Genomic DNA, 22,475 nt, shown 5'->3' on the forward strand with positions numbered 1-22,475 from the left:
AGACCAATAAGCATGCCGCCAAATAACACTGCAGCACCAATTAAAAACCAGTTTTTCGCATCATTATCTTTAAGTGTGTTGTTTTCAATCACGATAGATTGAATTTCATGATCAATTTGCTGCAGGCGTTCTTTTAATTGTCGATTTTCATTTTCCAAAGCCACTGCATTAGAAGCCGTACGACGTAAATCATCCAGCTCTTTACTCAGCCGTTGTGCGGTTTCTTTGAGTGACATATTTTGATCATCAGCCTCTGAGGTTTGTGAGCTGAGTTGAGCTAATTCTTCTTTGTAGCCTGTGACTTCTAATTCTAAGTTAGCAATACGTTGCTCTTTTTCGGCCAATTGTTCGCGTGCGCTTGGATTATTGTTTAAATAACGCGATAACACCCAGCCTTCAACACCTTCATTGGTGCGTACTTTCGAATAACCGGAAGGGTCGTTATCCAATACCGTCAGCTCGGTGCCTGATTTCAGCATTTTACGAATACCAAATTCCAAACCTTGGCCGTTGCGCATTGTGATTTCAAGTTCATCCGAAACATAGCGGGTTGTCTGCGCTAAAGTGATGGAGGGTAGTAATATCGGGGTGGCAATGAGCAACAAGCTGATAAGAATTTTTTTCACGAGTGGATCCGGCATTAAATTAAAGCGCCATTCTAGCAGAAGCCATGTGGCTGATTTCAAGTGCAGTTAAGAATCATTATCGATCTTTTAATGAAGGTTAACGGCTTTGTCATAAAAGCTTGCTAGGCTGACCGGTGACTTAAATGGGGTGTGTTATGGATAAGTTCAGAATTATGTTTTTGTGTACTGGTAATTCATGTCGATCACAAATGGCAGAAGGTTGGGCAAGGTTTCTAGGTGGCGAAGATGTTGAAATACGTTCTGCCGGTATTGAAGCGCATGGACAAAATGCCCAAGCGATAAAAGTGATGGCCGAAGTCGGTATTGATATTTCTTTGCAAGAATCCATTCGGGTCAACGGTGAAATGCTGGAGTGGGCCGATTTATTGGTGACATTATGTGAAAATGCTGACGAACAATGTCCAGTCGTGAGTCCACATACTTTACGTTTGCATTTACCGCTCACCGATCCAGCAAAATACCGTGGTACGGAAGAGGAAATCCTGGCGGAATTTCGACTTACCCGAGAAAAAATCAAACAACGGGTTAATTATGTGTTGCAGCAATTAACCAAGTCGGTGGTTAATGCACGATAAATTGCTAGCCATCATTTCTATAACTTGTTTGATTTAAATTGCCTCAGCCAATGGTTGGCAATCTGACAGTTTGAGTTGATACAGACTGTTGCCTAAAATTTTCTTCGCTTTTGATTTAGCTTTGGTGGCATGTTCCGCCAAATCAGCCTCATCGATTAGATAATCAAAATCACTGATGGTTACTGCTCCAATGGACAAACTCAGTAGTGGATAAAACAACTGGTGTCCGTGGCGATCCTGGGCGTGAATCCCCCCTTGGCGAAGATGAGTTTCACTGTACAGTTCGCTATAGAGTGCTTCAAAGGCTGTCAACATGTTCTCGCAGCGACTGCGCCAATCTTTACTATCAAAGATAACAATAAAATCGTCTCCGCCAACGTGACCTAAAAAATCATTCTCATAATCAATATGCTGACTTAGAATTTTGGCGGTTTTATTAATGACTTTATCGCCTTTGTTATAGCCATAAGTGTCGTTATAGGGTTTGAAGTTATCCAAATCGAAATAACACACGGTGGCATGACGTTTTTGCTGGATGGCTTGTTGAATATGCTCGTTTAACGGCACATTACCCGGTAATCCACTTAGCGGATTAGCATGACGTGCAATGGTCAGTTGTAAATCAGTGATCTGGCGTAATAGATCCATCAGGCTGCCGACCCCGCGGTAATAACCTTGCTCGGTAATAATAAAAACGCTGTGTTGTTGGGAAGAATCCTGACTGGTAATTTGTTGGCTAAGATTCTTTAACGGCAAAGTAGTTTCAGCTTTGATGGGGCGATTATCCATAAATAAATGAATGGGTTTACGGCCGTGTAAATCACGCCCATAACGGCTCGCATATAGCGTCATAAATTCATCACGCCACACCATGCCAGCGACCGTGTTATCTTCGTTTAACACGGGAAGTGAGGATAATTTCACTGCACTCTGAAAGCGTTCACCCACCTGATTTACATCATGATAAGTGCGAATTGGAGTCAACTGTGTAAGTAGACTGCCTACTAAAGAATCAGATCGTGGCACACCGGAATGGATATGTTCTCGGGACTGACGTTTGGCAAATAGGGTACTTGGTAACTCATGTTTGGGATTGGCCGTAGGCCTGGCAAAGTAATAACCTTGAGCAAAATGCATTTCCATGGATTGAGCGACTAAATATTCTTCACGGATTTCAACGCCTTCACCGATCACTCGGCAATTACAGCTCAGAGCAATATCGATCATTGATTGCACAAACTGTTTTTTCTGCTGATCTTCATGAATATTCTGCATGAAGTGACGATCCAGTTTGACGAAATCCGGCTTTAGCTCAGACCATGTGCGTAAACCTGAGTAACCCGCACCTAAATCATCAATAGCAATAGAAAATCCCATATCGCGATAATGTGCAGTAGCTTCACGCATCAGCACATAATCATCAATTGGATACTGCTCGGTTAACTCAATCACTACCTGTTCAGCAGGGATTCCGGCTTTTTTCAGAAACTTAGTGGTTAAGCCATGAGGATAGTCTGGCTGTAACAATGCAGCGGGAATGGTATTGATAAATAGTTTGGCTTTCAGGCCTAATTCACCAAAGCGAGCAATGGCGACTTCACGGCACAATAAATCTAACTCTGCCAAACGACCATGACGACTAGCTGCATCAAATAGATTTATTGGCGAATGTAAAACGCTATCGGATGGACCACGGATCAGCGCCTCATAACCATAAATATGATTATTCTTTAATGAAACAATCGGTTGAAATATAGGGGTAAGTGCCGCCGTGGCAAGAATATCTTCCAGTGATGTAAATTGCAGTAATTCTTCAGTGGTCATTAGATTTCAACTCACAGTGGGCCAGATACAAAAAAGCCCCACCAAAAAGGGTGGGGCCAGTTTGAAAAGAGATAACTCTCTAATTTCTGCGGCCTACCAGAAGGCTTGAGCGCGGAATTTAAGTGCAGATGGCTCTGCATCTGAGCTAACTCCGTTGACAGTCAGATCAGTAATCTTGTCATAGTTAAGCATCAAACGAATATTTTTACGCGGAATATAATTCAAGCCTATTGTATATTTGTCCGCTTCATCTTCAGTTTGTACACTACCGCCTACAAGACCTTCTGTTTCAACGTTTTCAAAGCGAGCTACTAACTGCCAAGCACCATATGCAGATTTAGGTGATACGCCGGAGTTAAATCCTTTGCTCCACTTATAAGATTCACCGGTCAGGAAATAGCCTGCTTCAACTGAGTATCCAGTAAAGTCTTGGTCAGAATTTGAGTTACTTTCAGCTGTGAAGTCAACATATTCTGCTAAAGCATGGAACGGTCCGTAAATACCAAGGGCATCAACAGTAAATGCTTGAGCACCATCAAAGCCTGCAACACTAGTATCAATTGGACGCTCAGAAGTAATGTGACTTACAGCACGTTGACGATAGCGGAAACTGTCATCCCCGTTACCTTGGTTTAAATAACCTGCACCGATTTGAAATAAATGCTTCTCATCTTGCATAAATGGGACGAAAGAGCCACGTACTGCAAATGTATCTGCGTCGTTAACATCTGTTTCACCTTCTTCAATCTCACCACTAGTGAATGATGAGGCTAATAACCAACGATAATCTTTGTCATTGATTTGTACTACTGCACCACTTTGACGAGCTGGCGAAATGGTTGAGTCAGCATAGAATGGACGATCAATAAAGCTCATGTATTTAGAACTAGCTTTAGTATTGTAACCAAAAGCGATGTGAGACTGACCCAGTTTAACACCCCATTTTGTGGTGTCAGTCAGGCCGTTACCGTAACCTACGTATGCGTCTTTGATTGAGGCATCACCACCGGCGAAGTCAGCTTCGAACTTATAGCTCCAGTCGTAAATGTCACCCTCAAAGCCTAAACGTGCGCGACGTAATTCTGTTCCACGGCCTTCATTGTCACCAATAGCTGTACCATCATATAAGCCATCGTTATCAACTGAAATGGCATCCCACATCACACGGCCAATAGGCTGGAAGGACCAGTTACCTTCACGATCTGAAACGACCAATTTGCCGTTAGTTTCAATAACCGGCATATTGGCTGTTGCCGTTTCAACTTCTTTTTTCAGCTCTTCCTTAGAGGCGTCTGCCATTTCTTTATCAGCGACAGCGGCATTGGTCAGCAATTTGTAGTCGTCATTGCTGATAGTGCCTTTGTCACGTAATACTTTTAACAGATCTATCATGGCATCATTGTTGGCCTGAGCAGGCATAATGGCTGCACCCATAAGTGCGCCGGCGATTAAGATTGCAGATGTTTTTAGTTTCAAGGGGCTATCCTCATTGTTAACGAAACATGTTCGGCCTGAATGTCCGAGACCTGCACACCTTAAGGTGGGAATATTTCAGGGTGATGAAAGTTGTGTGACAGTTGTGTGACAATGCAACAAAACGGCCTTTTTGTTGTTAAAAAACGACAAAACAATGCTAGCTAATGGCTTGAAATATCAACATCTGTCCCAACCTATTGCTGTATTGATATCCGTTAAGGAAAGAACATGTTTAAGTGGCTGTTTTTGCTATTTCTCTTGGTACCCATTGCTGAAATTTACGTTTTAATTGAAGTTGGCGAAGTCATTGGCGCGGGTTGGACCATCTTGTTTGTCATTGCTACTGCGGTTTTAGGGGCTTGGTTGGTCAAGTTGCAAGGACTGGTCACCATGCAACGAGCTCAGGAGTCGATTCGTCGTGGTGAAACGCCGGCTCTAGAAATGTTAGAAGGCATGACATTATTTATAAGTGGCTTCCTATTGTTGATTCCAGGCTTTGTGACGGATGCGGTTGGTTTCTTATTATTAGTCCCAGTAATACGCCGAACGCTATTGTTGAAATTAATCCGTAACAGCAATGTGATATTCCGTCAGCAGTGGTCAGCACAGAAACGTTATTCGCAAAGTGACGATATTATTGAGGGTGAAGTCATCAAGGATGACGATCAGCGCAATATTCGTTAGTAATGCTAAACACGTATTTCCCATTCTGAGACGGTTTTTTCAGAAATTTTTTAACGCAGGCACTTGAAGTTTGTCCAGCTAGCCCCATTAAAGGGGTTCCTGGAATTTTCTTGGTCATTTTTTGTTACTTTTGGAGGATAAAACTAATGAACCTTCGTCCCCTTCATGATCGTGTGATTGTTCGTCGCATGGAAGAAGAAACTACCTCTGCTGGTGGAATTGTCATTCCTGACAATGCAGCAGAAAAACCATCTCGTGGCGAAATTCTCGCAGCGGGTAACGGCAAACTTACCGATTCTGGTGAAGTCCGTCCTCTGGCTGTCAAAGTCGGTGACAAAGTGTTGTTTGGCAAATATGCCGGCACTGAAGTTAAAGTGGAAGGCGAAGAACTGCTGGTAATGCGTGAAGACGATATCGTTGCTGTGATCGAAGCGTAAGCTTCCCGACGGTTTCACATCTGGTTACGTTAAACATAGCTATAAAGAGGAATTACAATGGCTGCTAAAGAAGTCAAATTTGGCGCTGATGCGCGCCAGCTGATGGTCAAAGGCGTTAACACGCTGGCCAACGCGGTAAAAGTGACATTAGGACCCAAAGGTCGCAATGTTATTTTGGATAAAAGCTACGGCGCACCAACTATCACTAAAGATGGTGTTTCAGTTGCTAAAGAAATCGAATTAGAAAACAAATTTGAAAACATGGGCGCACAAATGGTGAAAGAAGTTGCTTCGCAAACTTCTGACGCTGCGGGTGACGGTACCACTACTGCCACCGTACTTGCTCAAGCCATTCTGCGTGAAGGCATGAAATCAGTTACAGCGGGTATGAACCCAATGGATCTGAAGCGTGGTATCGACAAAGCAGTTACTGCTGCGGTTGAAGAACTGAAAAAAATGTCTTCACCTTGTGATGATGATAAAGCCATCGCCCAAGTAGGTACTATTTCAGCTAACTCTGACAAATCAGTCGGTGACATCATTGCTGAAGCGATGAAAAAAGTAGGTAAAGAAGGCGTTATCACGGTTGAAGACGGTCGTGGTTTTGAAAATGAACTCGACGTTGTTGAAGGTATGCAGTTTGATCGTGGTTACCTGTCTCCATATTTTGTTAATGAACAGCAAACGATGTCAGCCAATTTGGATGACCCATACGTTCTGCTATACGACAAAAAAATCTCAAACATCCGTGAACTGTTGCCAACATTGGAAGCAGTCGCTAAATCTAGCCGTCCATTGCTGATCGTTTCAGAAGATGTTGAAGGCGAAGCGTTGGCTACTCTGGTTGTTAACAACATGCGCGGTATCGTTAAAGTCTGTGCAGTTAAAGCGCCTGGCTTTGGTGATCGTCGTAAAGCCATGCTGGAAGATATCGCTGTGTTAACTGGCGGTACTGTGATTTCTGAAGAAGTTGGTTTAAACCTGGAAAAAGTCACTCTTGATGACTTAGGCCAAGCGAAGAAAATCTCTGTCAGCAAAGAAAACACCACTATCATTGATGGTGCTGGCCGTGCGGATGAGATTACTGCACGTGTTGAACAGATTCGTGCACAAATCGCTGATTCATCTTCAGACTACGACAAAGAAAAACTGCAAGAACGCGTGGCTAAACTAGCCGGTGGTGTTGCTGTTATTCGTGTTGGCGCTGGCTCTGAAATTGAAATGAAAGAGAAAAAAGCTCGTGTTGAAGACGCATTACATGCGACTCGCGCTGCCGTTGAAGAAGGCGTAGTTGCTGGTGGTGGTGTGGCTCTGGTACGTGCCGAAGTCAGCTTGGGTGACCTGAAAGGTGACAATTTAGACCAAGACGCTGGTATTGCTATCGCTCGTCGTGCAATGCAAGAACCTTTACGTCAAATCGTCACTAACTCTGGCGATGAAGCATCTGTTGTCTTAAATGAAGTTGTTGGTGGCCAAGGTAACTACGGTTACAACGCGGCTACTGGTGAATATGGCGACATGATCGAAATGGGTATTTTGGATCCAACTAAAGTCACGCGTACCGCCTTGCAAAATGCCGGTTCAGTCGCGGGTCTGATGTTGACTACAGAAGCCATGATTGCTGAGTTACCGAAAGAAGATGCTCCTGCAATGCCTGATATGGGCGGTATGGGCGGCATGATGTAATTCGTTACAACAAGCCATTCAGCAAAACTAAAAAAGCCCTGCCTCAAAAGAGGTGGGGCTTTTTATTATCTTGCGTTTGGGGGGGTATAAATTAGGGATGCATGGTTTTCCAAAAGGGAATCAACATCAGACTCAGTACAAACGCAATCAGTAATAACACGCCAATAAAGCGAATGGGATGTTGCAAAATTGATTGGAAAAAACCGGGGATTTCGCCACTGGCACGAAGCGTCTCGTAATGCTGGCGTTGTTCAATGGCGCGTTTAGCTTGATATTCATCCAGAATTGCTTTTGCCAAAGGTAATTGTTGGTCATTAACCAGCCAAATAGCTGCAACACCCAGACCGAAGAAGCCCGCTTGGGTCTCATAGAAGGCAAAACCTTTATCATCCAGCAATTGCCGAACATCTTCAGCTTCATCTTCGGGTACGTTATTGAGTCGAAAGAGTAAAGTCGCCATAGTCGTCCTTGTCTGTCAGCGCATTCAGATTGCTCGAACTTGATGCGGCATATTATGCGCTTTGCAATTGATTGGCAAAATCATGATTTACATCACGATGTTTGGCCTCATCATCTCTCACCACCAAAACAACATCCCGTAATCGGGCATCCTGGGGCAGTTTCCAGTAATCAATGGCGATTTGCGGCGCGGCTACGTTCTCGTATTTGCCCGAATCGATGCCAGCTAAATACTCACTGTAGCTGTATACCGCTTCTTCTTCTAAGTAGCCGACAATTCGGTGAGCAACGCGAGATGACAAAATATATAAGATAAAGAATAAATTATAGAAAACGCCTTGAGCAATGATTATCAAAATACGCTCGAACCAGCTCGGTTGGGCAATATGCACAAAGGTAAGCAAATGCATACGTTCATTGTCGGCCTCTTCAAGTAAAGTGCCAATCCAGCCATCATCGTCTTGCATACGACGTAACGAGCGAAGATGTTGTAAAGCGCCACCCACCATACCAGGTACAGCAGCTACAGTTTCTAATACAACAGCCCGATGTCCGTAACGACCTGAAAAAAAGACGTCAGCAAAAAAACGCATGAATTTAACAATCGCCAGTGCCACCCGATCTGAAACACATTTTGGGGTGTAATGTGGTGCGCCGTATTCAGTGCTGTCCATCGTTGTCTCCTTTGACGAGACGGAAATTAATTAAACCGAAAAATACATCAATTAATGTGAAATTTTTGTGGTTGAGTCAACGCGATACAATACATGTTCTGTTAGCTTAGACACAATTTTAGTTACTGTGCATCATCAAATCGAATGGGGTAAGCATGACAACCAAACCACTCACCGAACAATGGCAATCCATTTTGCAAAACAAGCAAAATTTACTGGACTCTGCCACCACAGTTTTGGCTGCTAGTGAATATGTATTGAATCAGGGGGAGCGGCAACCGAAACGCATAAGCGAACTGTTTGAAAGTGGTGATATCGAGTTGGTTTATGCTGAAGATGGTTACCAGAAACGCTTACAAAGTCGACTTGAAACAGTTCAGGACGAAGCTAGTTTGCATCAGCAGCTTCGAGCTTTTCGGCAACGCGAAATGGTACGCATTATTTGGCGAGATTTAGCCGGTTGGGCGGATTTGGCCGAAACGGTACGTGAATTGACGGCGCTTGCCGATTGTTGTGTTGAGCAAGCCCTTAATAGACTTTACCAATGGCAAACTCAGCTGTTAGGCACCCCAGTAAATGAACATGGTCAAGCACAGCAATTGATTGTATTAGGTATGGGGAAAATGGGCGCTGGGGAATTAAACCTATCTTCTGATATCGATTTGATTTTTACCTATCCAGAAGAGGGTGAAACCCAAGGAGCGAGAAAAAGCCTGACTAATGAAGAGTTTTTTACTCGCTTAGGCCGTAAGTTAATACAAGCTCTGGATAATGTGACGGTCGATGGCTTTGTGTTTCGAGTCGATATGCGTTTGCGTCCTTTTGGTGAGAGTGGGTCGTTAGTGGCCAGTTTCGGTGCGATGGAAGATTACTACCAGACTCAGGGCCGAGAATGGGAACGCTACGCGATGATCAAGGCAAGACCCATCACCGGCAGCGAACAGGATAAAAAAGCCATAAATGAGCTGCTACGACCGTTTGTGTACCGACGTTACCTTGACTACGGCATGTTTGATTCCTTGCGTGAAATGAAATCCATGATCGCCGGACAATTACATCTAAAAGGTATGGAAGACAATATTAAACTTGGTGCGGGGGGAATTCGCGAAATAGAGTTTATTGGTCAGGTTTTTCAGTTGATTTATGGCGGGCGGGATTTGCCTCTACAGCAACGGCCCATTCTGACGATTCTGGAGTTATTGGCTGAAAGAAAATTGTTGTCAGGTTATGCGGTAACAGCTTTAAAAAATGCCTATGTGTTTTTGCGTCGTACCGAACATCGTATTCAGGCTTGGGCTGATCAGCAGACTCATTTATTGCCTAAAGAGGATGAAGCTCGAGCTCGACTGGCAAAAACTATGGGGTTCGAATCTTGGGCCACTTTTTTCAAAACATTAAATGGACATCGGCAACAAGTTCATGAGCACTTTGAGCAATTACTGACTGCGCCCCAGGCGGATGATGAAAACGGTGATTCAATTGCCTTGCTCACTTCCGATGAAGCAGAAATTACCGCCTATTTAAAAAAATGGGGATACCATGATCCTGAGCAATCACAACAGACGATTGAAAAATTATTAAATCTGCATGCTGTTAAAAATCTGAGTCATACCGGAAGAGGGCGATTAAAAAAATTGCTGCCCTTATTGGTACAGGCTGCTGCTGGTACTGAAAATCCTGATTCCTGTCTGAATCGCATGATACCTTTACTTGAATCCATCATGCGCCGATCGGCTTACATGTCATTATTGGTCGAAAATACGCTGGCGCTGTCGCAGCTGGTTAAACTCTGTTCGGCGAGTCCGTTGATCAGCCACCAATTAGCCCGTTATCCGGTGTTATTAGATGAATTGTTAGATCCTCGTTCACTTTATGAAGTGCCTGGCCGCGAGCAGCAAAAAAACTTATTAAATCAATTCTTATCAGTTGCAGAAGAGACGGATCTTGAGCAGCAAATGAACTTATTGCGTGAGTTTCGTCAAATTGCGACCTTGCATGTAGCCGCAGCAGATGTCACCGAAGTATTGCCGTTAATGCGAGTTGGCGATCAACTCAGCGAGTTAGCCGAAATCCTATTAGAGCGCGCGTTGCAGCTGGCATGGAAGTATTTAAGTGCTCGGCATGGCTTACCTCAAGGAGCAGATCCTCACGATATGTTGCGTTGCGGCTTTACTGTGATTGCCTATGGCAAATTAGGTGGGCTGGAGCTGGGTTATGGTTCAGATCTGGACTTGGTGTTTGTGTTTGATGATGCACGCGAGGGTATGACCGATGGTGACAAGCCTGTAGATATAATGGTGTTTTACACTCGACTTGCTCAGCGCATGATTCATTTATTAAATACGGTCACCTCAGGTGGTTTATTGTATGAGGTTGATACCAGACTACGTCCAAGCGGCAATTCAGGATTATTAGTCAGTCCAATTGCAGGTTTTGCTGATTATCAACAAACTGAGGCCTGGACCTGGGAACATCAGGCTCTAGTCAGAGCGCGATGTGTCGCTGGTGATAAAAAATTAGCCGAACAATTCAGTAACATTCGTCAGCAAGTTTTGTCCAAACCCCGCACGGAATCAGAGCTGGCAAAAGAAGTCAGCGAAATGCGTCAGAAAATGCGTCAGCAACTGGATAAGTCGTCTGCAGGAAAATTTGATCTTAAGCAGGGCGTTGGTGGTATCACTGATATTGAATTTATGGTGCAATATGCAGTATTGGCTTGGTCATCAAGCTTGCCTGATCTGATGGTTTACACCGATAATATCCGAATTTTGGACGCATTAGTGGCAACAGACAAGCTCAGTCAGCATGAAGGTACGATGCTCGCCGATGCTTATCGTTATTACCGTAGTGAAGCAAATCACTGCGTCCTGCAAGAACAACCGGCAGTGGTGCCGGAGGCCAAAGCGGCCGATTTTCAACAACAAGTGAACGCAATTTGGCAACGCTGGTTAAGCTAAAAAACCAGTTTGATATCAATTTAAGATTCTCAAAGTAGGTAATTATGGCAGCAGTAACAATGGCAGATCGTGATGGCGTTATCTGGTTAGATGGCGAGTTTGTGCCTTGGCGCGAAGCTAAAGTCCATGTGCTGACGCATACCTTGCATTACGGCATGGGTGTTTTTGAAGGGGTTCGCGCTTATAAAACGGATGCTGGAACCGCTATTTTTCGTATGCAAGAGCATACTGACCGCTTATTCCGTAGCGCTAAAATCCTTGGTATGAAAATGCCGTTTGATAAAGCGACTTTAAACGACGCTCAGCGCGCAGTAGTTCGTGAAAACAAACTGGATTCAGCCTATATCCGTCCAATGTGCTTTTATGGTTCTGAAGGTATGGGTATTCGTGCTGACAATTTGAAAACTCACGTTATGGTGGCAGCCTGGAGTTGGGGATCCTACCTAGGTGAAGAAAACATGACCCGTGGCATTCGCATCAAAACATCTTCGTTTACTCGACACCACGTCAATATCACTATGTGTAAAGCCAAAGCCAACGGCAATTACATGAATTCAATGATGGCTTTGCAAGAAGCTGTGAACGATGGTTATGACGAAGCTTTGTTGTTAGATGCTAACGGGTTTGTTACTGAAGGTAGTGGTGAAAACTTCTTTATGGTGCGCGATGGTGTACTTTATACCCCCGAGCTGACCTCGGCCCTGGAGGGCATTACTCGCGATACGGTTATGCGCCTGGCCAATGATATTGGTCTGAAAGTGGTTGAAAAGCGTATTACCCGTGATGAAGTGTATATCTGTGATGAAGCATTTTTCACTGGCACTGCAGCTGAGGTCACGCCGATTCGTGAATTGGATAACCGTCCAATCGGTGAGGGTAAACGTGGGCCAATCACCGAACAGTTACAAAGTATGTACTTTGATCAGGTTTATGGTCGTAGCGAATATTATCGCGACTGGAATACTTTGGTTTAATTGCATAGAAAACTCGTATTAAACGTAATAACAAAGAGGTTAGTACCAAATGGCAGGTCATAGTAAGTGGGCGAATATTCAGCATAGAAAAGGTGCGCAAGATGCCAAACGCGGCAAACTGTTCACCCGACTGATTCGTGAAATTACTGTAGCTGCCAGAATGGGCGGCAGCGACCCTGCCACTAATCCTCGGTTACGCGCTGCCATTGATAAAGCTTTGGGCAGCAATATGACCAAAGATGTAATTGAGCGGGCGACAAAGCGCGGTGCCGGTGAGTTAGAGGGTGCGGCTTACGAAGAAATTCGTTACGAAGGTTATGGCCCGAACGGCATCGCCATCATGGTCGACTGTATGACAGATAACCGTAACCGAACTGTTGCCGAAGTACGCCATGTTTTCAGTAAACGCGGCGGCAATATGGGCACTGACGGTTCAGTGGCCTATCTGTTTAATCAAAAAGGTATTATCAGCTTTGGCAATGACATTACGGAAGATGATGTGATGGAAATTGCGCTGGAAGCAGGCGCTGAAGATATCGTAACGAATGCCGATGGCTCGGTAGATGTGTTTACTTCGCCTGATGACTATTCAGCCGTTAAAGATGCGCTGGATAACGCGGGATTAGAGTCGCAATCCGCTGAAGTCACTATGCACCCAGATACTACAGTCAGTCTCGAACTGGACGATGCACAAAAAGCCATCGCCATGATTGAGGCGTTTGAAGAGCTAGATGATGTGCAGCAGGTTTATTCCAATGCTGATTTCTCTGATGAGGTGATGGCGCAGCTGGAGAGCTAGCAGCCATCCCCCTATGGCGCGCATTCTTGGTGTGGATCCTGGTTCTCGGAAAACCGGCTTTGGCATCATTGAGCTAGATGGTAAACAAATTAAACATGTGGTCAGTGGCAGACTGCTGGTGGGTGATGGCGATTTTGCTAATCGTTTAAAGCAGATTTTTGAAGGTCTAACCGATATTATTCAGCGTTATCAGCCCGATATCATGGCCATCGAACAAGTGTTTTTACATAAAAATGCCGATTCGGCTTTAAAACTTGGTCAGGCCAGAGGTGCCGCCATTTGCGCCGCGGTCAGTCAACAACTACTTGTCCATGAATATTCCGCAACTCAAATTAAAAAAGCCGTTGTTGGCAATGGACATGCTAAAAAAGAACAAGTCCAGTATATGATGACAGTCATGTTGCAACTGAAAGAAGCACCACTGGAAGATGCCGCTGATGCATTGGCTTGCGCAGTAACTCATGCCAACCATGCAGCACTAGATAGTCTCACTAACAAACTTCCCGCAGGAATGCGGATCAGTCGCCGTCGAGGAGGACGCTACAGCCGATGATTGGTCGACTTACCGGTATTATTATTGAAAAACAGCCGCCAGAATTAGTACTTGATGTACAAGGTGTTGGCTATGAAGTTTCCGCACCGATGTCTACTTTTGTAAATTTGCCGCCACTTAATGAAAAAGTGAGTCTGTTTACCCATTTGGTGGTGCGCGAAGATGCTCAATTATTGTATGGTTTTGCCACTCAACGAGAACGATTATTATTCCGCAGTTTGCTTAAAGTAAATGGGGTGGGAGCAAAACTAGCCCTGACGATTTTATCGGGCAGTGACGTAGATAGTTTTGCGCGAAGTGTGCAGGAAGGAGATGCCGCAAGTTTGACTCGACTGCCCGGTGTCGGTAAAAAGACAGCAGATCGCCTTATTATTGAGATGCGCGACAGACTCAAAGAAGTAGGCTCTGCGATGGGGCTGGATGATCAAATTACCACGAATATGCCGAGCAGTAGCGGTGCACGAAAAGAAGCACTGGAAGCTTTGGTTGCTTTAGGGTATAAAGCCGCCGAAGCAGACAGAATGATTCGAAGTTTTGATGCACAGGATATGACAACCGAGCAAATCATCAGACAGGCTTTGCAGCGTAATTAACTATGGATGAACGTTTTATTACTCCGCAAACGCTGAATGATGATGACAGGGTGGATCGTGCTATTCGTCCACTCAGTTTGCAGGACTATATCGGGCAACCTGTAGTACGAGAGCAAATGGAATTATTTGTTTCAGCTGCCCGCAAACGTAAAGAAGCATTAGATCACACGCTTATTTTCGGGCCGCCGGGGTTGGGTAAAACCACATTGGCCCATATTATCGCCCACGAAATGGGGGTTAATTTAAGACAAACCTCCGGGCCAGTTTTAGAACGCCCTGGTGATTTGGCTGCGTTGCTAACGAATCTTGAACCGAATGATGTATTGTTTGTTGATGAAATTCATCGGTTGAGTCCGGTGGTTGAAGAAGTGCTGTATCCAGCAATGGAAGATTACCAAATCGATATCATGATTGGTGAAGGTCCTGCAGCACGTTCGATTAAGTTGGATCTCGAACCTTTTACATTGGTCGGAGCGACAACGCGGGCCGGTTCTCTGACCTCGCCTTTGCGAGATCGTTTTGGCATTGTTCAGCGCTTGGAATTTTACAATGTCGCTGATTTAAGTACGATTGTGCAGCGAAGTGCACGGATTTTAGGCGTGACTCTCGACATCAATGGTGCAGGTGAAATTGCCCATCGTTCACGTGGAACCCCGAGGATTGCCAATCGGTTGTTACGTCGGGTTAGAGATTATGCGGAAGTCCGCTTTGATGGTGTTGTTACAGCAGAGATTGCTCGACAAGCACTGGATTTGTTGGATGTCGATAAGTTTGGTTTTGATATGTTGGACCGAAAACTTTTGCTGGCGATTATTGAGAAGTTTTCCGGTGGTCCGGTAGGTTTGGATAATCTGGCGGCAGCAATTGGTGAAGAACGTGGCACCATTGAAGATGTTATAGAGCCGTTTTTGATTCAGGAAGGATTTATCATGCGGACTCCGCGTGGAAGAATTGCTACTAAAAGAGCTTTTTTGCATTTGGGCCTGACACCTGATTTGGACCTGACAGGTGAGTAATGCAGTCTTTTGATTGGCCAGTAAGAGTCTATTACGAAGATACAGATAGTGGTGGCGTGGTGTATCACGCAAATTATCTGAGGTTTATGGAGCGGGCGCGTACAGAGTGGTTGCGTCAGCTTGGTTTTGAACAAAATGTTTTAAAAGACGAACATAATTGTTTGTTTGCAGTCCATTCGATGCAAATCAACTTTCGTCGCCCGGCACGATTTAATGATGCCTTAGTGATTCGATCTGAAATGACACAAACGAGCGGTGCAAGCATGCAGTTTGAGCAATCAGTGCTGCGTGAAGACGAACTGTTATGCAGTGCGTCGGTCAGAGTGGCCTGTTTGGATGCTTTGCAATTTAAACCGTGCCCAATACCTTCTTTTATTTTGACGGAGATGCAATGTGAATGCTGATCTATCCTTGATGTCCCTGATATCTGAAGCCAGTTTACTGGTTAAGATTGTGATGCTGATTTTACTGCTGATATCAGTGTATTCCTGGACCATTATTTTCAAAAAACGTAGCGAACTTGCCGCGGCAAGACGTGATGCGGATTTATTTGAAGATAAATTCTGGTCTGGCAATGAATTGAATCGGCTTTATGAGGACATTACCGCTAGACCACATACTGGTCGTGGTATGGAAGGCATTTTTGAGGCAGGATTCAAAGAGTTTGTCCGTCTGAAAAAAACCTCAACAGATTCAACCTATGTTTTGGATGGTACTCAACGGGTAATGCGTATTTCGTTATCCAGAGAAATGGATGAATTGGAAGTCTCTTTACCTTTTCTGGCAACGGCCGGCTCAACCAGTCCTTACATTGGTCTATTCGGAACGGTCTGGGGTATCATGAATTCATTCCGAGCTTTAGGTGAAGTCCAACAAGCAACGTTGGCCATGGTTGCCCCCGGTATTGCCGAGGCATTAATCGCGACAGCAATGGGCTTATTTGCAGCGATTCCAGCTGTTGTTGCCTATAACCGCTATTCACATGAAGTCGAGAGATTGATTAGTCGTTATGATAATTTCGTTGAAGAGTTCTCTTCAATTTTGCAACGGCAACAAAGTTAATAACGGAGCCAACTATGGCGCTTTATAAACAACAACGCCAACGTCGCAAGCCTATGGCAGAAATTAACGTGGTACCTTATATCGACGTTATGCTGGTACTGTTGATCATCTTTATGATCACTGCACCGATGTTGACGCAAGGAGTACAGGTTGATTTACCTAGTGCAGATGCTAATCCGGTTGAAGCTCCCGAAAATCTTGAGCCTTTAGTAGTATCTGTGGATTCCGCCGGAGCTTTTTATGTTTCGGTTGGTGAAAATCAGGATCAAAGTATTGGTGCTCAGGAACTAATGGCAAGAGTTTCAGCCGTAATTCGTCGCAACCCGCAAACACCTGTGATGGTCAAAGGCGACAGTTCAGCTAGTTATGGACAAGTGGTAGGTGCTATGGCTTTATTACAAAAAGCGGGTGTACCTAATGTAGGTTTAATAACCCAGCGTCCGGAAACGGATACCCAGTAATTACGATGAAGCAATCCTTTTTGCAAAATTTATTTGCCGGTGGCGCATCAACAATATTGCATGCATTGCTGATTATCTTGCTGGTTTTCAGTTTTGATATGCCAACGGAAATTCGTCAGTTTGGTCAGCCCGAAGTCGAAATTGTTCAAGCTACAGTAATGGACGAAGATTTAGTGTTGGAAGAGATGGCGCGACTTCAAGAGGCAGAAGACAGTAAGCGCATAGCTGAAGAAGAACGTCAGCAAAAACTCGATGAACAACTTGAGAAATCGCAACAGGAATTAGCTCGTCAAGAGCAAGAGCTTTTGGATATACAAGAACGCGCCAAGCTGGATGCCGAAAAACGTAACCAGGAAGCTGAACTTAAACAACAAGAGTTGAAAGAGCTCGAACAGCAACGAATTGAACAGGAAGAAGCCCGCAAACAGGCTGAGCTTGAACGTCAGAAAGCGGAACAGGCCAAACAACAGGCAGAAGCTGAGCGTAAAGCCGCTGAACAAGCCAAGCAAAAAGCTGAAGCTGAACGGGTAGCGGCAGAAAAAGCCAGAGAAGAAGCTGAAGTTAAACGTAAAGCGGAAGAGGAAGCTCAGCGTAAGGCTGAAGAAGAGGCCAAACGTAAAGCAGAAGAAGATGCTAAGCGTAAAGCGGAAGAAGCAGCTAAGCAAAAAGCTGCTGAAGCAGAAGTTAAACGTAAAGCCGAAGAAGAAGCTAAACGGAAAGCAGCGGAAGAGGAAGCTAAGCGCAAGGCTGATGCTAAACGTAAAGCCGAAGAAAAAGCTAGGGCAGAAGCGGAAGCATCTCTGCAAAGACAGCTAGATGCAGAAGCAAACCAACACACACAAAAAAGAATTCCGTGAATTTTGGATACATATGGTTTGCAAATTCAACAAAGAATTACGCGTTATTGGACTAAACCAGCTAACGCCCAAACGGGGTTACTCGTTACCTTGGAAGTAAAACTTATTCCAGGTGGTGATATTCGAAGTGTAAGAGTTATAAAAAGTAGTGGTAGTGATATTTTTGACCGGTCTGCTGAAAACGCTGTATACAAGGCCGCTCCAATGCCAATGCCTTCTGATCCTGATGCCGCACAAAAGATTATTAGTGAAGGCATTGAAATATACTTTAAACCTGAATGAGAGAAGCTAATATGGCCATGAGATTAATTCGTTCGCTCGCCTTTATGGCTGTTTTTTTGATGCCGGTTCAGGCATTTGCCGTTTTAAAAGTAGAAATTACTGGTGGTTCAGATAGTGCATTGCCGATTGCCATTGTGCCCTTTGGTTCTGAAGGACAAAAAGCACCTGAAGACCTTACCAGCATTATCCGTAATGATTTGGAAAGTAGTGGTCGGTTTGCACCATTGGATAATCAAGATTTAGTTTCCCGACCTACTGAACAATCACAAGTTAATTTTGCTGATTGGCGCTTATTAAGATCAGAAGGTTTGGTCATCGGTAAGATCAGTAGTCAAGATGGTGAAAATTATCAGGTTCAATTTCAATTATTTGATGTTTTTCGTGGACAGCAATTGGCTGGAAAACGCTATCAGGTTCCTGCATCTGGCTTACGCGCTTTAGGTCACCAGATTGCGGATGTGATTTATGAAACGTTAACAGGCGAAAAAGGCATCTTTTCTACGCGCTTAGCGTTTGTTACTCAAATTACTGCTGGTGACGGAAAAAAACGTTTTGCATTGCAAATCTCTGATGCTGATGGAGCAAACCCACGCACTGTATTACAATCTACTCAACCAATTATGTCGCCGTCTTGGGCACCAGATGGTAACCAATTGGCTTACGTTTCTTTTGAAAACGGTAAAACTGAAGTTTTTGTACAGCAATTATTGAGTGGACAACGTAAAGCAGTTGCCTCGTTTGATGGTATAAATAGTGCCCCGGCGTGGTCCCCCGATGGTAGAAAACTGGCTTTGACCTTGTCTAGAAATGGTAATCCAGAGATCTATGTTCTTGAATTATCAAATGGTGATTTAATCCGTGTAACGAATAATGCTCAAGCAATCGATACTGAAGCTGTTTGGTCACGAGATGGAAATGATATTTACTTTACTTCTGATCGGGGTGGTCGACCACAAATCTATAAAGTTTCAGCAAATGGCGGTAGAGCTGAGCGAGTTAGTTTTGAAGGAAACTACAATGCGTCACCTGATTTATCACCAGACGGAAGCAAACTGACCATGGTGCATGGTGCCAATGGTGGTTTCTATATTGCTGTACAGGATTTGAAAACTGGCTCTATGCAAGTACTGACTGAATCAGGACGTGCTGAATCACCGAGTTTTGCGCCGAATGGTCAAATGATCCTGTATGCTACTGAGCAAAAAGGTAGCGGTGTTTTAGCTGCTGTCTCTGTTGATGGCCGGATCCATCAACGTTTGAGCGAATCCGGAACTGTTGTGCGTGAACCAGCATGGTCTCCGCTGAAAAAATAATTTATGTCAGGAGTGTTTGTTATGAATCGTTATAAATTCTCGGCTCTGCTTGTTGCATTGTTTTTACTCAATGCTTGTAGCGGGAATGCCACAAAAGATGGTACAGATGACGTGCTGGTTGAAGAGCGTAATGGCGCATCAACTTCAGGTGTTTCTGGTCAAGGTGCTAATGGTAGTGATTTAGGTGCTGAAGCCAGTGTAATAGTTGGTGAAGATGGATATGCTGGAAGTGAATTGAATGATCCTTCTAACCCATTATCAAATCGAGTAATTTACTTTGAATACGATAGTGCTAGCGTCAGAGCGCAAGATCAATCGATTGTTGAAGCACATGCAGCATATTTAGGTAAAAATCCTAATTTGTCTGTTCGTTTGGAAGGTCATACTGACGAACGTGGCTCACGTGAATATAACTTAGCTTTAGGTGAACGCCGTGCTTTGTCAATTCGTCAACTGCTGATGTTACAAGGAGCTAGCGCTCAACAATTTCGTGTAACCAGTTTTGGTGAAGAACGTCCAGCAGTAGATGGTAGTGATGAATCTGCATGGTCTCAAAATCGTCGAGTTGAAATAGTTTACATTGGTCGTTGATATGCCTTTCAAAAAGCAAAAACAACTTGTAATCGCATTAATGGTGGGCGTCGTCATGGCGCCCTCTGTTTCTTGGGCGGAACCAGAATCGGTTGAAGCTCGTATGGATCGCCTTGAACGCATCATCCAAGGGCAAGGATTAACCTCGTTACTCACGCAAGTTGATCAATTGCAGCGCGAGATTCAACGTTTAAATGGAACGAATGAAGAGCTGAATCATAAAATTGATCAGATGCAACAGCGTCAACGTGAACAATATTTGGATTTGGATCAGCGGATTACCGAAATTCAGAAACAACCTGCCATATCTCAAACACCTGCCGTGGATAATTCACCACCAATGGATAATGAGTCAATCGATTCAGAATTAGCCGATAGCGCATCGCAACCCAATACACCTGATCAGGCAGATGGTACAGTGGATACACTTGCCCCAGTTGCAGTGGAAAGTGGTGAAGCCGCTTATCAGGCAGCGTTACAGGATTTACGCGGAGGGCGGTACCAAGAAGCATTGACTGCTTTAGGTGCGTTTCCACAAAACTATCCAAATAGTACATATTTGCCGAATGTTTATTACTGGCAGGGTGAAGCGCATTACGTATTACGTGAATTTGATAAAGCGATAGTGGCTTTTGAAAAAGTGCTTTCCAGCTATCCAGATAGTAACAAAGTTTCAGATGCTTTATTAAAACGTGGTTTCAGCGAATTCGAAACGGGTGATGCCAGCAAGGCAGAAGCAACGTTGAATCAGGTAATCCAACAATATCCTAATACATCTGCTTCACGTTTAGCTCAAGTCCGACTGGATCGTCTCCAGCAAAATGCACAATAAAACAATTTTTGTAGAACCCAAAGATGGCTCAATGTCGTATCACCGAGATTTTCTATTCATTACAGGGTGAAACCAGGACGGTTGGGCTGCCCACCGTGTTTGTCAGGTTGACTGGTTGTCCATTACGTTGTGGCTATTGTGATACCGCCTATGCTTTTCATGGTGGCAAGAAAATGGAAATCAGCGACATTGTTGCTGACGTAAAAAGCTACAACCCACGTTATGTTACTGTCACTGGTGGTGAGCCTTTGGCGCAAAACACCTGCCGAGAATTATTAACGGCCTTATGCGATTTAGATGTAGAAGTATCCTTAGAAACCAGTGGTGCTATGGATATCAGCAATATCGACCCTCGGGTCGTTCGGGTTATGGATTTAAAAACACCGACTTCAGGCGAAATAACCAAAAATCTCTACAGTAATATCGATTTGTTACACCCTCAGGATCAGGTGAAGTTCGTTATCTGCAATCGCGAAGATTATGTCTGGGCCTCCGAGCAATTGACACAATTCGAATTGCCTAAACGCTGTGAAGTTTTATTTTCTCCCGTGCATGGTGATTTAACCCCAACTGATTTAGCTGAATGGATCATTTCCGATAATCTCCCAGTGAGAATGCAAATTCAATTGCATAAGTATTTATGGAACGACGCACAAGGCCGATGATGAATAAACGCGCTGTCATATTACTTTCGGGCGGATTAGACTCGGTGACAGCTTTAGCTATTGCGAAAGCTGACGGCTACGATTGTTACAGCATCAGTTTTGATTATGGTCAACGCCACAGAACGGAACTTACTGCGGCGGAGCATCTGGCTAAAAAGTCGGGAGTAATCAACCACAAAGTCATTCAGATCGATCTTCGGGCTATAGGTGGATCAGCACTCACCGATGATATTGCGGTTCCCGAGACAGAACAAGCTGGTATCCCTATTACCTATGTACCTGCAAGAAATACTATTTTCCTGTCAATTGCTCTGGGTTGGGCGGAAGTACTTAACGCTGAAGCTATCTTTGTCGGTGTAAATGCCGTTGACTACTCTGGTTATCCAGATTGCCGTCCTGAGTTTATTGATGCATTTGAAAAACTAGCCAATCTCGCAACTAAATCCGCAGTTGAAGGTAGCGCTATATATATAAAAGCTCCCTTGATGCATCTCACCAAATCAGAAATTGTTAAACTTGGCACCAAGCTGGGTATTGATTACAGTGAGACAGTCTCCTGCTACCAAGCTGATGCGCAGGGGCAAGCTTGTGGTCAATGTGATTCCTGTCGATTAAGACGCCAAGGCTTTATTGATGCTGGCTTGGTTGATCCAACTCAATATCAATAAGTAATTGTTTCTAAGAAAGAATCATCGTAAATGGTTTGGTAATGACTTAAAACTATTCGTTTTAAGACGTTAAATTAGAAAAATATTGGCAACTGGGGTTGTCATTTTTATCAACTATAGTATTATGTCGCGCTTGGTTTGGGCCGTTAGCTCAGTTGGTAGAGCACCGGACTTTTAATCCGATGGTCCTGCGTTCGAGTCGCAGACGGCCCACCATTTTTTCTGCAAAATTTCAGTTTTAGTCTAGTTTCATAATTCTGTAATAATTGTTGTTGACAGCCTGGCGAGTGGCTGTATAATTCTCGCTTCTTTGCAGGGCACAATGACTGCAAGCTCTTTAAAAAACTGGTATCAAGTAATTTGTGTGGGTACTTGCGTTGGACATTTCTG

General features: G+C 44.2%; 25 protein-coding genes and 1 tRNA gene. 21 read left to right on the top strand and 5 right to left on the bottom strand.

The genetic code is table 11. The annotated features are described in order from the left end of the window. The coding region (locus tag ACN0V2_RS12570) for a TIGR04211 family SH3 domain-containing protein (RefSeq protein ID WP_417551172.1) at positions 1-626 on the bottom strand (626 nt) is incomplete at its 3' end. 155 nt (positions 627-781) lie between these two features. Here ACN0V2_RS12570 and ACN0V2_RS12575 point away from each other — a divergent pair. Beyond that, the gene (locus ACN0V2_RS12575; RefSeq protein ID WP_417551173.1) at positions 782-1,222 is read left to right on the top strand and encodes an arsenate reductase ArsC; all 441 of its coding nucleotides are present in this window, start codon (positions 782-784) and stop codon (positions 1,220-1,222) included. 33 nt (positions 1,223-1,255) lie between these two features. Here ACN0V2_RS12575 and ACN0V2_RS12580 read toward each other — a convergent pair whose 3' ends face one another. Next, complete coding sequence (locus tag ACN0V2_RS12580) at positions 1,256-3,046, bottom strand: GGDEF domain-containing protein (RefSeq protein ID WP_417551174.1); 1,791 nt, start codon at positions 3,044-3,046, stop codon at positions 1,256-1,258. Positions 3,047-3,139: 93 nt separating this feature from the next. After that, entirely contained in the window at positions 3,140-4,522 is a 1,383-nt protein-coding gene (locus tag ACN0V2_RS12585; RefSeq protein WP_417551175.1) for an OprO/OprP family phosphate-selective porin, read from the bottom strand. Between the two features lie 228 nt (positions 4,523-4,750). Here ACN0V2_RS12585 and ACN0V2_RS12590 point away from each other — a divergent pair, with 228 nt between their 5' ends. The 3 genes from ACN0V2_RS12590 to groL all read left to right on the top strand — a co-directional run bounded on the left by ACN0V2_RS12590 (position 4,751) and on the right by groL (position 7,329). Next, positions 4,751-5,206, top strand: coding sequence for an FxsA family protein (locus ACN0V2_RS12590; RefSeq protein WP_417551176.1), 456 nt, complete (start codon positions 4,751-4,753; stop codon positions 5,204-5,206). A gap of 146 nt (positions 5,207-5,352) precedes the next feature. Beyond that, a complete protein-coding gene (gene groES / locus ACN0V2_RS12595) occupies positions 5,353-5,643 on the top strand; it encodes a co-chaperone GroES (protein ID WP_417551177.1) in 291 nt (96 codons plus the stop codon). 57 nt (positions 5,644-5,700) lie between these two features. Continuing rightward, positions 5,701-7,329, top strand: coding sequence for a chaperonin GroEL (gene groL, locus ACN0V2_RS12600; RefSeq protein ID WP_417551178.1), 1,629 nt, complete (start codon positions 5,701-5,703; stop codon positions 7,327-7,329). Positions 7,330-7,420: 91 nt separating this feature from the next. Here the strand turns inward: groL and ACN0V2_RS12605 are convergent, their stop codons facing one another. Beyond that, the gene (locus ACN0V2_RS12605; RefSeq protein WP_417551179.1) at positions 7,421-7,789 is read right to left on the bottom strand and encodes a DUF6164 family protein; all 369 of its coding nucleotides are present in this window, start codon (positions 7,787-7,789) and stop codon (positions 7,421-7,423) included. 52 nt (positions 7,790-7,841) lie between these two features. Next, entirely contained in the window at positions 7,842-8,462 is a 621-nt protein-coding gene (locus ACN0V2_RS12610) for an alternative oxidase (protein ID WP_417551180.1), read from the bottom strand. Between the two features lie 155 nt (positions 8,463-8,617). Here ACN0V2_RS12610 and glnE point away from each other — a divergent pair, with 155 nt between their 5' ends. The 17 genes from glnE (at position 8,618) to ACN0V2_RS12695 (ending at position 22,301) form a co-directional block, all read left to right on the top strand. Next, positions 8,618-11,419, top strand: a complete 2,802-nt coding sequence (gene glnE, locus ACN0V2_RS12615) for a bifunctional [glutamate--ammonia ligase]-adenylyl-L-tyrosine phosphorylase/[glutamate--ammonia-ligase] adenylyltransferase (RefSeq protein WP_417551181.1) — start codon at positions 8,618-8,620, stop codon at positions 11,417-11,419. A gap of 44 nt (positions 11,420-11,463) precedes the next feature. Continuing rightward, complete coding sequence (locus ACN0V2_RS12620) at positions 11,464-12,393, top strand: branched-chain amino acid transaminase (RefSeq protein WP_304917013.1); 930 nt, start codon at positions 11,464-11,466, stop codon at positions 12,391-12,393. A gap of 49 nt (positions 12,394-12,442) precedes the next feature. Next, positions 12,443-13,192, top strand: a complete 750-nt coding sequence (locus ACN0V2_RS12625) for a YebC/PmpR family DNA-binding transcriptional regulator (RefSeq protein ID WP_417551182.1) — start codon at positions 12,443-12,445, stop codon at positions 13,190-13,192. Positions 13,193-13,205: 13 nt separating this feature from the next. Next, complete coding sequence (ruvC, locus tag ACN0V2_RS12630; RefSeq protein WP_417551183.1) at positions 13,206-13,745, top strand: crossover junction endodeoxyribonuclease RuvC; 540 nt, start codon at positions 13,206-13,208, stop codon at positions 13,743-13,745. After that, positions 13,742-14,338 carry a Holliday junction branch migration protein RuvA gene (gene ruvA, locus ACN0V2_RS12635; RefSeq protein WP_417551184.1) on the top strand — a complete coding sequence of 199 codons (597 nt, stop codon included), beginning with the start codon at positions 13,742-13,744 and terminating at the stop codon, positions 14,336-14,338. Before ruvC ends, ruvA begins: the two co-directional genes overlap by 4 nt. A 2-nt stretch (positions 14,339-14,340) precedes the next feature. Continuing rightward, complete coding sequence (gene ruvB / locus ACN0V2_RS12640; protein ID WP_417551185.1) at positions 14,341-15,354, top strand: Holliday junction branch migration DNA helicase RuvB; 1,014 nt, start codon at positions 14,341-14,343, stop codon at positions 15,352-15,354. Then, positions 15,354-15,758 (top strand): tol-pal system-associated acyl-CoA thioesterase, encoded by a 405-nt coding sequence (gene ybgC, locus ACN0V2_RS12645; RefSeq protein WP_417551186.1) that lies wholly within the window; start codon positions 15,354-15,356, stop codon positions 15,756-15,758. The genes ruvB and ybgC overlap by 1 nt, the downstream gene beginning before the upstream one ends. 10 nt (positions 15,759-15,768) lie before the next feature. Continuing rightward, entirely contained in the window at positions 15,769-16,416 is a 648-nt protein-coding gene (gene tolQ, locus ACN0V2_RS12650; protein WP_417551194.1) for a protein TolQ, read from the top strand. 14 nt (positions 16,417-16,430) lie between these two features. Continuing rightward, positions 16,431-16,877: a protein TolR gene (gene tolR, locus ACN0V2_RS12655; RefSeq protein ID WP_417551187.1), complete on the top strand. Its 447-nt coding sequence runs from the start codon at positions 16,431-16,433 to the stop codon at positions 16,875-16,877. A gap of 5 nt (positions 16,878-16,882) precedes the next feature. Then, positions 16,883-17,734, top strand: a complete 852-nt coding sequence (tolA, locus tag ACN0V2_RS12660; protein WP_417551188.1) for a cell envelope integrity protein TolA — start codon at positions 16,883-16,885, stop codon at positions 17,732-17,734. 18 nt (positions 17,735-17,752) lie between these two features. After that, on the top strand, positions 17,753-18,016 hold the full coding sequence (locus tag ACN0V2_RS12665; protein ID WP_417551189.1) for a cell envelope integrity protein TolA: 264 nt from the start codon (positions 17,753-17,755) through the stop codon (positions 18,014-18,016). An 11-nt stretch (positions 18,017-18,027) separates the two neighbouring features. Continuing rightward, on the top strand, positions 18,028-19,329 hold the full coding sequence (tolB, locus tag ACN0V2_RS12670; protein ID WP_417551190.1) for a Tol-Pal system beta propeller repeat protein TolB: 1,302 nt from the start codon (positions 18,028-18,030) through the stop codon (positions 19,327-19,329). Between the two features lie 21 nt (positions 19,330-19,350). Then, positions 19,351-19,920, top strand: coding sequence for a peptidoglycan-associated lipoprotein Pal (pal, locus tag ACN0V2_RS12675; protein WP_417551191.1), 570 nt, complete (start codon positions 19,351-19,353; stop codon positions 19,918-19,920). A gap of 55 nt (positions 19,921-19,975) precedes the next feature. Further along, complete coding sequence (gene ybgF, locus ACN0V2_RS12680; RefSeq protein ID WP_417551192.1) at positions 19,976-20,752, top strand: tol-pal system protein YbgF; 777 nt, start codon at positions 19,976-19,978, stop codon at positions 20,750-20,752. A 23-nt stretch (positions 20,753-20,775) separates the two neighbouring features. Further along, positions 20,776-21,417 carry a 7-carboxy-7-deazaguanine synthase QueE gene (queE, locus tag ACN0V2_RS12685; protein WP_417551193.1) on the top strand — a complete coding sequence of 214 codons (642 nt, stop codon included), beginning with the start codon at positions 20,776-20,778 and terminating at the stop codon, positions 21,415-21,417. After that, positions 21,417-22,085 (top strand): 7-cyano-7-deazaguanine synthase QueC, encoded by a 669-nt coding sequence (gene queC / locus ACN0V2_RS12690; protein ID WP_417551195.1) that lies wholly within the window; start codon positions 21,417-21,419, stop codon positions 22,083-22,085. Before queE ends, queC begins: the two co-directional genes overlap by 1 nt. 140 nt (positions 22,086-22,225) lie before the next feature. Continuing rightward, positions 22,226-22,301, top strand: a tRNA-Lys gene (locus ACN0V2_RS12695). Positions 22,302-22,475: the final 174 nt, after the last annotated feature.

This window comes from Methylophaga sp., from assembly GCF_048266885.1.
Taxonomy (GTDB): domain Bacteria; phylum Pseudomonadota; class Gammaproteobacteria; order Nitrosococcales; family Methylophagaceae; genus Methylophaga.